This is a genomic window from Maribacter forsetii DSM 18668 (assembly GCF_000744105.1).
GTDB classification, from domain to species: Bacteria; Bacteroidota; Bacteroidia; order Flavobacteriales; family Flavobacteriaceae; genus Maribacter; species Maribacter forsetii.
In genome coordinates this window covers 790,668-807,639 of record NZ_JQLH01000001.1, presented here as the reverse complement: position 1 = coordinate 807,639, position 16,972 = coordinate 790,668, and the positions used below count along the sequence as shown (strand labels likewise).

Here is a 16,972-nt window from a genome sequence, read left to right as displayed (position 1 = left end):
ACTTATTATTTCATATCTGAACAAACAGCTATCTAACAGAGACGGGGACTTAGAGTATAAATCTATACGTTGCCTTTAACAAAATGGTATTATCTTTTTTCTGCCCTAGTATTTGACGATCTAAATTCCTGCCCAAAGTTTCACCAGGATTCCCTGCCCCTACAACTCCTTGTGACCAGACCAAAAAGATTTCCGACCCAGGCACATATTCCCATCTTAATACTAAATTCGATCGAAACTGGACATATGAAAAATCTGGATTTTCAATCCGATAATCTGTAATTCCGTCAAAATCCTCATCAATCAAATAGTTATCAGTGTTATTAGATTGCGAAATTTGATTTTCAGAGAATAAAGTTACTCGCTCATTGAGGCTTTCCGCAATAGGATTATTCACGTAATTAAAATTAGTATACGTTCCTCTAGAAATAAATGGCTCGCCATAATACTGAATAGATAGATTAGGATTTATACTATAATTAAAACGGATGGAAGTACTAAACGTTTTTTGATCAATATTACCGGTAATATATCTAGCATCTCCATTAAAATTGGTTTCGGTAACATATTGCGTTTTATTAGGGTTCTCTTCAAATTCAGAAGAGATAGACAGGTTAAAAGCATCAAAAGGTTGGTAGTATAATCTAAACACATAACGCGCTAACGAAAAGTTTTTTTCGGCTGCCTGACTATTTACATAACCCAAGGTAAAACTTAGTTTCTTTCTACTATCAGAACCGAAAAATAGATATGCAAAATTTTCATCTGACCAACGCCAACGTGGTCCGCCACGTAATACGGTATTAGAAAATATACGGGGTTTATGCGCTGCCCCAACTTCTGTCCACCAATTATTTTTATAATTTATAAATCCCTCAAACTGATATTGAATTCTATTATAATTACCCTCAAAATCGTAGGTTGAATACTGACTTAATTCCATATTTGCCCTTCTATAGAAATTAGTGGGTTTAATAAACAATCTACTTACAGATGCAGTTTGTTTTATTTCATCTGCTTGTCTTAGAAATCCAATGTCATTAAGTTCCAATTCGGGTGATCGCCAAATGACGCCACCGTCATATCTCCAATTACCGCCACCTGCTTTACCTATCTCTATTTTACCACCAGTACCTGTAAGCGAGGTTCTATTAATATCTACAGAAACATGGTCTGCATCAACTCTTTGAAAAAGGTGCGTTATACTAGTTTGCGTTCTTGCAATTGCATCTTCACTTCCTGTAACATGACTACCAACAATGTTGCCTTCCACATAATAATTTCTATCCTTCCAATTGTGTTTAAAATCAAAACCGCCGGTGTATGCACCACTTCTTAAAAAATCTAGATTATCTGGTAAATTTCTATTCGTAGCAGTAAAAATTCCACCAATAAAAGAATTACGTTCATTAAAATCTTTTTGCACCCTACCTACCAGATAATTAGTTAGTGGTTCTACAAGTTCTGATCGTTTGTTACCTACAACATCTTCAATGTCTGCATACATTTTACCGGTAACACTTTCTAAAAGACCCAAAGACCACCCGTTTTTGGTTTTACCAGAGAACTTAGCAGCACCCAAAATTGTACTATTGGTTGGCTGATCAATGAATTCATCTGGTGTTGTCGTTGCAAAACCTTGCGGACTTCTTCCTATTCTTCTACTATAAAAAATATTGTCATTACCATCGGCAAACTCATAATCGAAAATATTCTTGTTCTCGATAAAAAAAGGTCGTCGCTCTTCAAAAAAGATTTGAAATCCGTCTAAAGCAATAGCTCCCGGATCAGCATCTACTTGACCAAAATCCGGATTTACGGTCAAGTCTAAGGTCAAATCATTTGTCAAACCAATTTTAGCATCTAACCCAGCATTTAACCTATAATCATTACCATCACGAAATGGATTACCATCTTGCGAAGGGTATGAATCATATTGATTTACCAAAAAAGGTTGAATTTCTAATTGTTTTTGTGGTTGAATATCAATAAGTCCCCTAAGTACACCAAACTCACTTACCCAGCCCGGGGCATCTAACGAAACAGGTTGCCAAAGAGAACGTTCCTCTGCCCTAAAAAATCTTCTGTTCAATTGTAAACCCCAAATCTGTTCTTTTTGTTCTCCAAATTTTAATTGACTGAAAGGTATTTTCATCTCCGCAGTCCATCCTTCCGCATCAATTTGAGAAGCAGTATACCAAATTGGATTCCAGCTAGCATCCCAAAAATCTCCATTTTGAGATATAAACTCATCCCCCTTTACGCCTGCGGCAGAAATATTGAAAGAGAAACCGGTTCTTTTATCGTTATAACTATCTATATTAATCTCTATCCAATCACCAGAAAAATTATCGCGCCTTGCAAGTCTTTTTTCTATTTTAGAAGGAATACTATCATAACATCGAATACCTACATAAAGAAATTTGGCATCGTAGGTAATCTTAAATTTTGTGGATTGACTTGGTTTTTCTCCATTATTAGGATCAAAAACAGTAAAATCCCCATCCCAAGATACAGTATCCCAAGCCTTATCAGACAATTCTCCGTCAATTGTAATTTCTTCTCCTAACGTAAGTTGCTTGGTAATATATTCCCTTTGTACCTTTGCAACATCTTTTTGAGCTACTACTGTCGTTAGAAATAGTAGAAATAAGATACTTAGGGATAAACATTTATTCATAACTGTGCGTTCTTTGGTTGATTGATGTGATAATGAAGAGACACAAAAGAATTGTAATTGTTACAGAAACAGTAATAAAACCTATAAGTTTAACAGTATCTCAATAAAGACAAAGTAGTTAGATATTACATTTATTTAAAAAATGTAAAAAAATAAGAAACAAGTATTTGCAATTCAAGTTAATAATTGTAGATTTGCAGCCCCTTTCTAGGGATTGATTAAAATAATAGTTAAAAATAGCAGTAGTGGATACATTAAGTTATAAGACCGTTTCGGCCAACAGAACAACTGTAAACAAAGAGTGGTTATTGGTAGATGCCGAAGGAGAAACATTAGGACGCATGGCTTCAAAAGTCGCCTATTTGTTAAGAGGAAAGCACAAGCCAAGTTTCACCCCTCATGTTGATTGTGGTGATAATGTTGTTATTATCAACGCAGAGAAAATTGTTCTTACAGGAAACAAGTGGTCTGATAAATCATATATGAGATACACTGGCTACCCAGGTGGTCAACGTACTACTAGTGTAAAACAATTATTGGATAAAAATCCAGAAGGTATTCTTGAAAAAGCAATAAAAGGAATGTTACCTAAGAACAGATTAGGAGCAGAACTTTTTAGAAACCTTAAAGTTTACGCAGGTACAGAGCACGGTCAAGAAGCTCAAAAGCCAACTGTTGTTAATTTAAAAGACATTAAATAAGATGGAAGTAATTCATAAAATTGGTCGTAGAAAGACCGCTGTAGCTAGAGTATATCTTTCTGATGGTAATGGTGATATCACTATTAACAACAAAGATTTAAGCGTATACTTCCCAACTGCAACACTTCAATACAAAGTAAAACAACCTTTCACATTAACTGAAAGCTTAGATACTTACGATGTAAAAGTAAATGTTTACGGTGGTGGTATCACTGGTCAAGCAGAAGCTATTCGTCTTGCTTTATCTAGAGCAATGTGTGAGATTGATGCTGAGAACAGAACAGTCTTAAAACCAGAAGGTCTATTAACTAGAGACCCTAGAATGGTTGAACGTAAGAAATTCGGTCAGAAGAAAGCACGTAAAAAATTCCAATTCTCGAAACGTTAATTCGGAATTACAAGATTACCAGGCACCCTTTTTGGGTGCCTATTTTTATATTTTATCATACTGGAAAATCCAGATTATTAACAAGTTCATTGAAAGTCCTTTTAGGACAATTAAAAATCCTTTAATCACTTAATATTAAAGGTAAGATTAGTTTAGCATCTAAATGATGAAGGCTTTTCGGTTGTAAATCGAAATACCACTTTATCATTGCTAATTCATAAGAACGTAAACTAAATTTAAAATGGCGAGAGTCGAAGTAAAACAATTATTAGAAGCAGGTGTACATTTTGGTCACCTAACAAGAAAGTGGAATCCTAACATGGCTCCTTACATCTACATGGAGCGTAATGGTATTCACGTAATCAACCTTTACAAAACAGTTGCAAAATTAGACGAGACCAATGAGGCTCTTAGCAAAATTGCAGCATCAGGTAGAAAAATACTTTTCGTAGCTACCAAAAAACAAGCAAAAGATATCGTTGCTGAAAAAGCAGCTGCAGTAAACATGCCTTACATCACAGAAAGATGGCCAGGTGGTATGTTAACCAACTTTGTTACTATCCGTAAAGCTGTTAAGAAAATGGCTTCTATTGATCGTATGAAGAAAGATGGCACCTTCCTTACATTATCTAAGAAAGAAAGATTGCAAGTTGATCGTTTACGTGCAAAATTAGAAAAGAACTTAGGTTCTATTTCTGAAATGACTCGTTTACCAGGTGCTTTGTTCATTGTTGATACAATGAGAGAACACATTGCAGTAAAAGAAGCTCAAAAATTGAACATTCCTATTTTCGCAATGGTAGATACCAACTGTGATCCTAGAGATGTAGATTACCTTATACCTTCTAACGATGATGCATCAAAGTCTATTGACATCATTATGACAGAAGTTACCAACGCAGTAGCTGAAGGTCTGGCAGAACGTAAGGCTGAAAAAGGTAACTCAGAAGATAAAAAAGAAAAAGCTCCTAAGAAAAAAGTAGCAGCTGAAAAGCCAGCTCCAACTCCAGCTAAGGTTGATACTAAACCTGCACCAATGGTTGCTAACGTACCAGACGTTGAGGTAAATGTTGAGGCTACAAAAGAAGCAGTAGCTAAAGATGTGAAGGCTGATGATTTAACAAAAGTTGAAGGTATTGGACCAAAAGCTGCTGAAGCATTAGTTGCTGCAGGTATCGCTACATTCGAAGACCTTTCTAAAGGCGAAGCTGAAAAGATCAAAGAAATCTTAACAGAAGCAAGTTCTAGAATGGCTCATTTAGATCCTACCTCTTGGCCAAAGCAAGCTAAAATGGCTGCTGATGGTAAATGGGACGAACTTAAAGAATGGCAAGACAACACTAAAGGTGGTGTAGAATAAGTTTTTCTATTTTTGATATAAATAAATCTAAGAACAACCCTTTAAAACGGGTATCCTAAAAGAAAATAAAATGGCAAAAATTACCGCCGCAGAAGTAAATAAATTAAGAAAGGCGACTGGCGCTGGAATGATGGATTGTAAAAACGCTTTGGTCGAGGCCGAAGGTGATTTTGACAAAGCCATTGAAGTGCTTCGTAAAAAAGGGCAAAAAGTAGCAGCAAAAAGAGCAGACAGAGATTCATCTGAAGGTGCTGCGATTGCTAAGTTAAATTCTGACCAAACTGTTGGTGTTGCTATAGTACTTGGTTGTGAAACTGATTTCGTTGGTAAAAACGAGAACTTTATTTCTCTTGCCAACCAATTAGCTGAAATAGCACTTAGCTGTAACTCTAAAGAAGAGCTTTTAGCTGCTGATTTTGGAGGTATGACAGTTGCTGACAAATTAGTTGAGCAAACTGGTGTTATTGGTGAAAAATTAGAAATCACGGCTTTTGAAAAATTAGAAGCACCATATGTTGGTTCTTACGTTCACATTAACAAGATCGCTGCTTTAGTTGGTCTATCTGCTAAGGTTGAGACTGCTGATGTATTGGCTAAAGACGTTTCTATGCAAGTTGCTTCTATGGGTGCAACAACATTATCTTACAAAGATTTTGACCCTACATTCGTAGCTGCTGAAACAGAGGCTAGAATAGCTGTTATTGAAAAAGACAACGAAGAACTAGGTCGTTTAGGTAAAACACTTAAAAATGTACCTCAGTATATTTCTATGTCGCAGTTAACTCCTGAAGTCATGGCTAAAGCAGAAGAAGATGCTAAAGCACAATTACAAGCTGAAGGTAAACCAGAGAAAATTTGGGATAAAATTCTTCCAGGAAAAATGGAAAGATTCGTATCTGATAATACTACTTTGGACCAAGAACAGTGTTTATTAGACCAAAACTTCATTAAGGATGAGAAAATCAACGTAGCTAAATATGTTGAGTCTCATGGTGATGTTTCTGTTTTAGGTTTTAAACGTGTAACCGTAGGTTAATTACAATACAACTAACTCAATAAAAAACCGTCTTACTGTAAAAAGTAGACGGTTTTTTTATTTTCAATATTTTACTTATCTCCTAATTTTTCAACCAGGCATTTCGCAACTTAACGGTTTCTTCAGTTACCCCTTCTAACGGAACAATTTTCCTAACCTTCTTTAAAGGTTGCCCTACTGGTCCTTTTACAGATATCATTTCCCCATCTCTTTCTACAGTCATGCTGACTACGGTTTCTGGTGTCCAACCAAAGCTTTCACCTATTATCGGACGTAGGGTTTCTAAATTAATATCTTGACCATTGATAACCCTAAAAATATCGCCACCCTTCAATTTTAAATCATCAAAGAAAGAATTCAAGGCTATATTCTTACGAATAAATACTACGCTATCATTTTTTACATCAACATCCATATAAGGCACTTGACCATCAAAAAAGTAACCGGCAGGCTCCTCAACATTCTTTGTCACTAAACCAACCTTAGCAAAATACACATCATAATCTATAGGTGTTGTACCAATTACATGCTGCTTAAAGAAAGTATCAACTTCAGGATATGTCATGGAAACAATTTCCCCAAACAAAGCTTCATCTTCAAAAGGAACGTCTGTACCATATTTTTTAGACAACTCTTTCATTAACCAAAGCATACTCTTCTCCCCTCCACTCTTCTCTCGCAATATAATATCTAGACACATATTTATTAAAGCTCCTTTCTCATATACGTTGGCATAATTAGGTTCATAAGGCTGTTCCAATATATTTTTACTCATAACAGTAAAAGACATACTATCATCATAAAATTTTGAATTAGTGATTTTAGCCAACATACGTTCGTAAAAATCCTCTTCAGTAATTAGACCTTGCTGAATCTGAAATAAATTAGCAAAGTACTCTGTAGTGCCCTCATACATCCATAAATGTTCAGACATTTTTGGGTCGTTAAAATCAAAATACTGAATCTCTTTAGAGTGAACGGACAACGGTGTAACTATATGAAAAAACTCATGAGAAACCACATCTACCATAGCCTGTTCTAAACGTCCAATATCCATAGCTTCTGGTAACACAACCACAGTAGAGGTATGATGTTCTAATGCTCCAAACCCATGAGCATCTGGCACAGTATTATCAGACATATATAATAAGATGTTATATTCCTTTGTACTATCAACATCTCCTAAAAATTTCTTTTGAGCACCCATCATAGCCACCATTCTATCTTTTAAATCAGACGCCTTGTAAACGTTATTAGGAGAAAAAAGACTTAAGGTTACAGTAATACCATTTATCTCAAAAGACTCTGTATTTGGTTTTGCATACATTATTGGGTTATCAATTACTTCAAAATAACGATTTGCCTTAAAAGCATCCCACAAAGGATCTGGCTTATTATTTACTTCTCTGGCAAGCGTGGTAGTACCTACCAAATCTGTTGGCTTTTTAATCTGAATAGCATAAGGTATTTCTTTGAACCCATCAAAATAACCTACAAATCCATGAAGATTAAGCATAAAATTGCTATCCTTTGAGATATTGGTACCTGCCGGCGAGAAAACAGCATCATCTACTTCATCCTCCGTATCATAAGTATCATTTACCCAATATTGAACTTTATCTAACTGAGCAGCATTTGAAATACTCCAAGAGTTTTCATCTAGTTTAGTGCTAGGCAGAACATTCCCTTTATAATCTAGCGCTTCAAAATCTTCAATATACTTACCGTAATTATCGGAACTATATGTTCCAGGCACAGTCTTAGGTATTCTAAATATGACCGTTGAAGTTGTAAACACTCCAGGGTTGATTCCTACCTGAACTTTATCATCGACAACATTTACCAAATCAATAGAGGTGACCACGGGACTATTCTCAACAGACAAAAGAGCCTTACCTGCCCCACAAGCGTTTAATAGTAAAGCAATGGCAATAATTAATACATTTTTCTTCATAAAAAACTTCATAAGTGAATATTTAAAATCAATGATATCAAAGATAGATAATATGTAAGGACAACATCTCAACGATTTATGTTTTGCTTCAACCAAATATTGACTACACCCATCAAATATTTTCATTATTTTTGATGGCAAATAAAAAATTAAGATGCACTACAAAAGAATTCTTCTAAAACTAAGCGGTGAAGCCTTAATGGGCGAAAAGCAATACGGAATAGACTCTAATCGTCTAAATGAATATGCGGAAGAAATTAAAGAAGTAGTTGAAAAAGGTATTGAAGTTGCCATAGTTATTGGTGGCGGTAATATTTTTCGTGGCTTAGCAGGTGCAGCAACAGGAATGGACAGAGTACAAGGTGATCACATGGGAATGTTGGCAACCGTAATTAATGGCTTAGCATTACAAAGTGCATTAGAAATGAACGGTATACAAACCAGATTACAAAGTGCCATTAAAATTAACGAAGTTGCAGAGCCTTTCATTAGAAGACGTGCCATGAGGCATTTAGAAAAAGGAAGAGTTGTTATCTTTGGCGGAGGAACAGGTAACCCATATTTTACTACGGATTCTGCTGCAGTACTAAGGGCTATTGAAATAGAAGCCGATGTAATTCTAAAGGGAACCCGGGTTGATGGTATTTACACTGCCGATCCAGAAAAGGATAAAAGTGCTACGAAATTTGATAATATCTCTTTTTCAGAGGTACTTACAAAAGGATTAAAGGTGATGGATACTACAGCCTTTACACTAAGTCAAGAAAATGAACTACCAATTGTAGTTTTTGATATGAACAAAAAAGGAAACTTACTTAAAATTGTTGACGGCCAAACTATTGGTACAACGGTCAACCTATAATTTTCGGTATAGTTTATGTTATTGCGATAGTAATATAATTATTATATGAACGAAGAAGTACAATTTATATTAGACGCTACAAAGGAAGGCATGAATGCCGCCATAGCTCACCTAGAAAGAGAATTTTTGAAGATAAGAGCTGGAAAAGCCAGCCCAACAATGTTATCATCGGTAATGGTTGATTATTACGGATCACAAACTCCGTTAGCTCAGGTAGCCAATGTAAACACCCCAGATGGTAGAACCATTTCTGTTCAACCATGGGAAAAGAATATGCTTCAAGAAATTGAAAAAGCAATTATGAACGCCAACCTAGGTTTTAACCCTATGAACAATGGCGACATGATTATCATCAACGTTCCGCCATTAACAGAAGAACGAAGAATACAACTTACCAAGCAAGCCAAGGCAGAAGCTGAACATGCAAAAGTAGGTGTACGAAGCGCAAGGCAAGATGCAAACAAAGAAATTAAGGATTTAGATATTTCTGAAGATTTTCAAAAAAATGCCACTGCGGATGTTCAAGATTTAACTGATGCTTTCACAAAGAAAATCGAAGACTTCTTAGTTAAGAAAGAAGCTGAGATTATGAAAGTATAACCAAGAAATTTATAATTATCATTTAAAGCTACCTAAACTAGGTAGCTTTATTTTTTTTGTAAAAAATTTAAACTTTTCAATTTAGGAACAGATGTAGCTAATAGTTACCTTTGCGACCTGCAAAAACAGTTATGGTAGCTAAACTTACGAAAGGATTTTGGCCTAAAACGGCAAACATAATTCTACGAAACAGAATCCTGATTTTACTCTTGATTGCCGGTTTTACCGTTTTTATGGGTTGGCAATGGCAATACATGCGATTCTCTAGCTCGCAAACGAATCTACTGCCAGATGATCACCCTGTAAATGTTCAATATCAAGATTTTCTAAGCAAATTTGGAGAAGAAGGTAATGCGGTTGTTTTCGCCATACGCGATAGTGCCTTGTTTACACCTGCCAATTTTAACCGTTGGAACAAGCTTAGCAAACAACTTGCCGCTTTCCCAGAAGTGGAATTTGTTGTTTCAACAGACAATTTAAAAGAGCTTATAAAAGACAAAGAGAAGCAAGAATTTGTAATGCGCCCTTTAATAAATGGCGAACTAAAATCTAAAAAAGAAATAGATAGCATTACCAATCATCTTTTTAATGATATACCATTTTACGACAACCTACTGTACAATAAGGACAGCAAGACAATAAGAACCATTGTTAATCTAGATAAGGATATTGTAAATACCTCGGTTAGAAAAGACTTCATTTTACAGGACATAAACACTTTAGTCAAAAAATTTGAAGAAGAGACCAATTTGGACGTTCACATATCAGGTATGCCCTATGTGAGAACAATGAACTCCCAAAATATCATTGATGAAATTGGTAAATTTATTTTGGCGGCACTTGGTGTTACCTCGTTAATTTTCTTCTTTTTCTTTAGAAGTATTAGAGCTACGTTCATTTCTATGTGTGTGGTGATTATTGGTGTAATGTGGGCTTTTGGTTTACTTGGATTGTTGCAATATGAAATAACCGTTCTTACCGCACTTATTCCACCATTAATTATTGTTATAGGTATACCTAATTGTATCTTTTTGATAAATAAATACCAGCAAGAAGTCAAGAAACACGGTAACCAAGCATTGTCACTACAACGAGTTATTTCTAAGATTGGAAATGCTACCTTGATGACCAACATTACGACCGCATCAGGCTTTGCTACTTTCATTGTAACTGATAGTACCTTATTAAAAGAATTCGGTATAGTTGCCTCTATTAATATCATAGGCATATTTGTTTTATCGCTATTGATCATCCCCATTATTTATAGTTTTATGCCGCTTCCAAAAACAAAGCATTTAAAACATTTAAATAAAAAGTGGATTGATGCCTTTGTTCAGTGGATGGAACGTATTGTAAGACATAGAAGAATTACGGTGTATATAGTTTCTATATCGTTATTGGTAATAAGTATTATAGGAATTTATCAAATAAGAATATCAGGAAGCCCTATTGAAGACATGCCCAAGAATGCTGAATTCTTTCATGACATTCGTTTTTTTGAAAAAGAGTTCAAAGGTATTATGCCTGTAGAAATAGTAGTAGACACTAAAACTCCTAAAGGCGTTTTAAAACCTGTTACCCTTAAGCGCATGAACCAACTTGGGGAAGTTATTGAAGAAATTCCAGAACTCTCTACACCTGTTTCTGTCGTGAATTTGGTAAAGTATTCTAAACAGGCTTTCTATAATGGTATTCCAAAATATTATCAATTACCTACCAGTCAAGAAAATACGTTCATTATGGATGTTGCCCGTAAATCTGGTGATAATGGCGATTTATTAAAAGCCTTTGTAGACAGCACGGGACAAACAGCCAGAATGACGACTTTCATGCGCGATGTCAATACCAGCCGTATGGAGGAAATAGAAGGGCGTTTATTAGAGAATATTACAAAGATATTCCCAGCTGAGCGATATAATGTTTACATGACGGGTAGCGCATTATTGTTCTTAAAAGGAACTAAGTACTTGGTAAAAAACCTTATCATGTCACTTGCTTTGGCAATTGGGTTAATTGCCTTATTTATGGCTTACTTGTTTAGATCATTTAGAATGATCGTTATTTCATTGATCCCTAACTTATTGCCACTGGTAATAACCGCTGGTATTATGGGCTTTGTTGGCGTTCCAATAAAACCATCTACCATTTTGGTATTTAGTATTGCCTTTGGTATATCGGTAGATGACACCATACACTTTCTCGCAAAGTATAGACAAGAACTCACGGCTAACAATTGGCGCATAGAAAAATCGGTTTATAATGCATTAAGGGAAACAGGGGTTAGTATGTTCTACACCTCAATTGTATTATTTTTCGGTTTCTCAGTTTTTGTAATATCTAATTTTGGTGGCACCGTAGCACTAGGGTCGTTAGTTTCAGCAACATTGTTATTAGCCATGTTGGCCAACTTAATTTTATTGCCATCACTACTCTTGTCTCTGGAAAAAAGTATCGCTAACAAACAAACACTTAAAAAACCACAAATAGATATTTTACCACAAGATGAAAATAATAACCAATAAAATTATTTCATCACAAGTTATATAGCTATTTAAGCTCTCTATTTTTTAACAAAATCCTATCTTTGGGACTATAATTTTCAATTCAAGATCATGCGTTTAGCAACAATAAAAGAATTACTAGCAAGTAAGAACTTACTACAAGAAGTAACAATTAAAGGTTGGGTAAGAACCTTTAGAAGTAATAGATTTATAGCATTGAACGATGGTTCTACCTTGGGTACGATTCAGTGTGTTGTGGATTTTGAAAATTTTGACGAAGAGCTTTTAAAGAAAGTAAATACTGGTGCTGCTTTAAAAGTAACGGGGACTCTTGTTGAAAGTCAAGGTCGCGGACAATCTGTAGAGATTCAGGTTAGCGCTTTAGAGGTATTGGGTGTAGCTGATCCAGAAGAATATCCTATCCAACCTAAAAAACACTCTTTAGAATTTCTTAGAGAAAAAGCACATTTAAGAATACGTACTAACACATTTGCAGCAATTATGCGTGTTAGATCTACCTTATCTTTTGCTATACACAACTACTTTAGAGAAAATGGTTTCAACTATTTTCATGCTCCTATTATTACGGGATCAGATGCAGAAGGTGCAGGTGAAATGTTCAGAGTAACCACACTTGATGAGAAAAATCCACCGTTAACGGAAGACGGTGATGTTAATTATAAAGAAGACTTTTTTGGAAAAGAAACCAACTTAACGGTATCTGGTCAACTAGAAGCTGAAGCTTACGCTATGGCTTTAGGAAAAGTATATACATTTGGACCAACATTTAGAGCTGAAAATTCTAATACATCTAGGCATTTAGCTGAATTTTGGATGATAGAACCAGAAATGGCCTTTTTTGATTTAGATGCTAATATGGATCTGGCGGAGGACTTTATTAAGAATGTTATTTCTTATACTTTAGAACATTGTCAAGAAGATTTAGAGTTCTTAGAAAAGAGATTGTTAGACGAAGAAAAAAGCAAGCCGCAAGCTCAGCGTAGTGAAATGCCTTTAATTGAAAAATTAAAGTTCGTAGCAGATAACAACTTCAAAAGAGTTAGTTACACTGAAGCTATAGATATTCTTAAAAATTGCAAGCCCAATAAAAAGAAAAAATTCTCATATATAATAGAAGAATGGGGTGCCGATCTACAAAGTGAACATGAACGTTATTTAGTAGAAAAACATTTTAAATGTCCGGTAATATTGTTTGATTATCCTGCAAAAATCAAAGCTTTTTACATGCGTTTAAATGAAGACGGAAAGACCGTTAGAGCCATGGATATTCTTTTCCCTGGTATTGGCGAAATAGTTGGTGGATCTCAAAGAGAAGAGCGTTTAGATGTATTAAAGGAGAAAGTTAAGGAACTGGGCATTGACGAAAAAGAACTTTGGTGGTATTTAGATTTGAGAAAATTTGGAACTGCAGAGCATAGTGGATTTGGACTTGGTTTTGAACGATTAGTTCTTTTCGCTACAGGTATGGGCAATATTAGAGACGTAATACCGTTTCCTAGAACACCGCAGAATGCTGAATTCTAAGCGGATTTAATTACTTTTACAAGTACTAGAATAAAGTAATGCTAAAACAACATTTATCTTTTAAACTTTCCCAAAAGTTATCTCCCCAGCAAATTCAATTGATGAAGCTGATTCAATTGCCTACGCAAGCTTTTGAACAACGCCTAAAACAAGAATTAGAGGAGAATCCTGCTTTAGAAACCGGTAAAGAAGATGTTGAAAGCACTACCGATGATTATGATGATGTTTATGATGATGCATCGGACAATGAAACCATCAACACAGAAGACATCAATATAGATGATTATCTGAGTGATGATGAAATTCCTGATTATCGTACCAAAGCAAATAACTACAGTTCTGACGATGAGGAAAAAAGTGTTCCTTATGCAGCAGGTATTTCATTCAACCAACATTTATTAAATCAGCTAAATACCGTTTATCTAACAGATGATGAATGGAACATTGCCGAGTTTTTAGTAGGTAGTGTAGATGAAAGTGGATACATACGTAGACCAATAGCCGACATTATGGACGATTTGGCTTTTACGCAAAATGTATACACAGACGAAGAAACCATAACTAAAATACTGGGCATAGTTCAAGAGCTAGACCCGCCAGGTGTTGGTGCAAGGTCATTAGAAGAATGTTTGATCATACAACTGGAACGTAAAGAAATTACACCAAGTATTGAGCTTGCTACGGATATTCTTAGAAAATCATTTGAGCACTTTACCAAAAAACATTATCAAAAATTAATTCAAAAACATAATATAACCGAAGCTGAGCTAAAAGAGGCAATCGGAGAAATTGAAAAATTAAATCCTAAGCCAGGTGGTTCCTATTCTGGAAACAACAGAATTGTAGAGCACGTTGTACCTGATTTTGCAATTAGAATTACAGAAGGTGAATTAGAACTTACCCTCAATGGTAGAAACGCACCAGAATTACATGTATCTAGAGAGTATAGCAATATGCTTAAAGGCTATAAAGAAGCCAAGGAGAAGTCCAAATCCCAAAAAGACACAGTAATGTTCATTAAGCAGAAATTAGATGCTGCTAAATGGTTTATAGACGCTATTAGACAACGTCAACAGACATTGTTCATTACCATGAACTCTATCATGCAATATCAAAAAGAGTATTTCCTAACAGGAGATGAACGTAATTTAAGACCCATGATCTTAAAAGATATTGCAGATGAAATTGGCATGGACGTTTCTACCGTTTCAAGGGTAGCAAATAGCAAATATGTTGACACCCCTTATGGTACTAAACTTATTAAAGAGTACTTTTCCGAGTCAATGAAAAATGAACAAGGTGAAGATGTTTCTACTAAAGAGATAAAGAAAATTTTAGAAACAGTTATCCAAAATGAGCCTAAGAAAAAGCCATTAACAGATGACAAACTTGCAGCAATTCTAAAGGAAAAAGGATATCCGATTGCAAGAAGAACGGTTGCCAAATATAGAGAACAACTAAGTATTCCGGTAGCACGCATGAGAAAAGAAATCTAATGAAGGTTTTCTCTAACTTATTCTCATACATATTACATCCCCTCTTCATTCCCATAGGTGGTACTGTTGCCTATTTTCTTATAACTCCAAAATACACACCTTTAGAAATACAGAGTGCTAGCATTCTACCTATTTTTATATTGACGGTTATTATACCCATAATTACATATTTAATATTGAAAAATTTGGGTCTAGTGCAATCAGTATCCCTAAACACTATACAGGAAAGAAAATACCCCCTTTATATTCATGCCTCCATTCTTCTTTTAATCCTCTACAAGGTCATTCCAAACAATTACGTGAGTGAGTTATATTTTTATTTTACGGGTTTATTAGGAGCCACTGTTGCCTGTATATTATTACTACTGTTTAATTTTAAAACCAGTTTACATACCGTTGGCGTAAGTGGTCTTTTAATGTATTTGATCAATCTAAGTATACACTTTGAAATCAACTTAATAATAGCAATAAGTTTATTTATTCTGTTTACGGGAAGTATTATAACCGCCAGACTTTATCTAAAAGCACACACAAGTATTGAAGTGATAGTTGGTCTGTTTATAGGGCTATTATCACAATTGTTAACCGTAAGGTTTTGGTTATAGAATATAAAAAATAAGTCCGATTCTAAGTGGACGATACTGCAATACCTCTCCATTTACAGAAGCATTACCATCAAACAATTCGGTTAAAGAATAATAAGCATTTACATTAAACGTATTATACCCAAAACTTAAAGTCAGTCCGTATTGAAATTTTGTCAGATCTGTATTCTTGAAACCCTCACTAATATCATCTAAATCATACTTTGATCGAGCACCTAGCACATATGCAGCCTTAATACCACCATATATACGCCAAAACTTATATTCCTCTGCTGTAGAATTCCGCCATCTAAATTCTAACGGAAACTCTATTAAGTGCGTTTCTAGCTTACTCCTGGTAATATCGTCATTGATACTATAAGATATCTCATCATCAGAAATATCTGCCACAAGATTTGAGTAATAACTGTTCAATGCTAAGCCTGCACCTATACCTATAGCTTTAGTTCCTGCACGATTTAAAGGCAAATCTTTAATTATACCTGCTTGTAGACCATAAGATAGGTTACGTTGATTAGAACCCTCAGGATGATTTAAAATAAAATTGTAGGATAATCCTATGTAAAACTGATCTTCAAAATAACGTTCTTCCTCCACACTATTAGTTACTAACTGAGCATTGGAATAAAATGTGACCAAACAAAATAATAGGACAAAGCGCATGAAGTAAATTTAATGAAATAAAAAACGCTTCAAATAAATTTGAAGCGTTTTAAAAATGTAATATTCTACTTAACTAACTATTGTAGATTATTGAAAGCGTCACCTTCATAGGTAGTATAATTTACCTTTAAAGCGTTAACCTTTCTTAACTCTTGTTTAATATCGGAAATCAATCCCATATTAGCGTTCTTATCAACCTTAAGTGCCGTGGTCAATACATTTTGAATTTCCTGAGGCTTTTTAGCTCTTTCCATTAAAATATAATCACCAACTTCTGAAGGACTAGCAAATTTATCGTTTAATTGAATCTTTGGTTCAGTACCAAATGTTTTCTCGTATTCTTTTGTTGGCTTACCAACATAAATATAGATTACACGATCTTTCTTTTCCAATTTCTTTACTTCACTAGCGTTCGGAAGTACGTTATCAACTTTCAAGGAACTATCCTTCATAACGGTTACTGTCATAAAGAAAAACAAAAGCATAAATACAATGTCAGGAAGGGAAGCTGTTGATACCGCTGGTACCTCTCCATCTTTTTTCTTTGCAAATTTTGACATAGTGTTACTTTTAATTTATTA

General features: G+C 34.9%; 13 protein-coding genes. 9 read left to right on the top strand and 4 right to left on the bottom strand.

Annotation, left to right across the window (positions count from 1 at the left end):
* Window positions 1–49: 49 nt before the first annotated feature.
* Entirely contained in the window at window positions 50–2,680 is a 2,631-nt protein-coding gene (locus P177_RS03385) for a DUF5916 domain-containing protein (RefSeq protein ID WP_036151841.1), read from the bottom strand.
* A gap of 245 nt (window positions 2,681–2,925) precedes the next feature.
* Here P177_RS03385 and rplM point away from each other — a divergent pair, with 245 nt between their 5' ends.
* The 4 genes from rplM (at window position 2,926) to tsf (ending at window position 6,165) form a co-directional block, all read left to right on the top strand.
* On the top strand, window positions 2,926–3,381 hold the full coding sequence (gene rplM, locus P177_RS03380; protein WP_036151839.1) for a 50S ribosomal protein L13: 456 nt from the start codon (window positions 2,926–2,928) through the stop codon (window positions 3,379–3,381).
* Between the two features lies 1 nt (window position 3,382).
* Entirely contained in the window at window positions 3,383–3,769 is a 387-nt protein-coding gene (gene rpsI / locus P177_RS03375) for a 30S ribosomal protein S9 (protein ID WP_036151836.1), read from the top strand.
* A gap of 241 nt (window positions 3,770–4,010) precedes the next feature.
* Entirely contained in the window at window positions 4,011–5,129 is a 1,119-nt protein-coding gene (gene rpsB, locus P177_RS03370) for a 30S ribosomal protein S2 (protein WP_036151833.1), read from the top strand.
* A gap of 70 nt (window positions 5,130–5,199) precedes the next feature.
* Window positions 5,200–6,165: a translation elongation factor Ts gene (gene tsf / locus P177_RS03365; protein ID WP_036151832.1), complete on the top strand. Its 966-nt coding sequence runs from the start codon at window positions 5,200–5,202 to the stop codon at window positions 6,163–6,165.
* An 82-nt stretch (window positions 6,166–6,247) separates the two neighbouring features.
* Here the strand turns inward: tsf and P177_RS03360 are convergent, their stop codons facing one another.
* Window positions 6,248–8,119 (bottom strand): M61 family metallopeptidase, encoded by a 1,872-nt coding sequence (locus tag P177_RS03360; protein WP_036157726.1) that lies wholly within the window; start codon window positions 8,117–8,119, stop codon window positions 6,248–6,250.
* Window positions 8,120–8,273: 154 nt separating this feature from the next.
* Between P177_RS03360 and pyrH the strand changes: the two genes are divergently transcribed.
* From pyrH to rpoN, 5 genes are all read left to right on the top strand, one after another.
* Window positions 8,274–8,981 carry a UMP kinase gene (pyrH, locus tag P177_RS03355; protein WP_036151830.1) on the top strand — a complete coding sequence of 236 codons (708 nt, stop codon included), beginning with the start codon at window positions 8,274–8,276 and terminating at the stop codon, window positions 8,979–8,981.
* A 45-nt stretch (window positions 8,982–9,026) separates the two neighbouring features.
* On the top strand, window positions 9,027–9,581 hold the full coding sequence (gene frr, locus P177_RS03350; RefSeq protein WP_036151827.1) for a ribosome recycling factor: 555 nt from the start codon (window positions 9,027–9,029) through the stop codon (window positions 9,579–9,581).
* 131 nt (window positions 9,582–9,712) lie between these two features.
* On the top strand, window positions 9,713–12,103 hold the full coding sequence (locus P177_RS03345) for an efflux RND transporter permease subunit (protein ID WP_036151824.1): 2,391 nt from the start codon (window positions 9,713–9,715) through the stop codon (window positions 12,101–12,103).
* Between the two features lie 90 nt (window positions 12,104–12,193).
* Window positions 12,194–13,627, top strand: a complete 1,434-nt coding sequence (gene asnS / locus P177_RS03340; RefSeq protein ID WP_036151823.1) for an asparagine--tRNA ligase — start codon at window positions 12,194–12,196, stop codon at window positions 13,625–13,627.
* 38 nt (window positions 13,628–13,665) lie between these two features.
* Window positions 13,666–15,123, top strand: coding sequence for an RNA polymerase factor sigma-54 (gene rpoN / locus P177_RS03335; protein ID WP_036151821.1), 1,458 nt, complete (start codon window positions 13,666–13,668; stop codon window positions 15,121–15,123).
* A gap of 599 nt (window positions 15,124–15,722) precedes the next feature.
* Here rpoN and P177_RS03325 read toward each other — a convergent pair.
* Both P177_RS03325 and P177_RS03320 read right to left on the bottom strand, forming a co-directional pair.
* Entirely contained in the window at window positions 15,723–16,391 is a 669-nt protein-coding gene (locus P177_RS03325; RefSeq protein WP_036151817.1) for a porin family protein, read from the bottom strand.
* 77 nt (window positions 16,392–16,468) lie between these two features.
* Complete coding sequence (locus tag P177_RS03320) at window positions 16,469–16,951, bottom strand: ExbD/TolR family protein (RefSeq protein ID WP_036151815.1); 483 nt, start codon at window positions 16,949–16,951, stop codon at window positions 16,469–16,471.
* Between the last annotated feature and the right edge of the window lie 21 nt (window positions 16,952–16,972).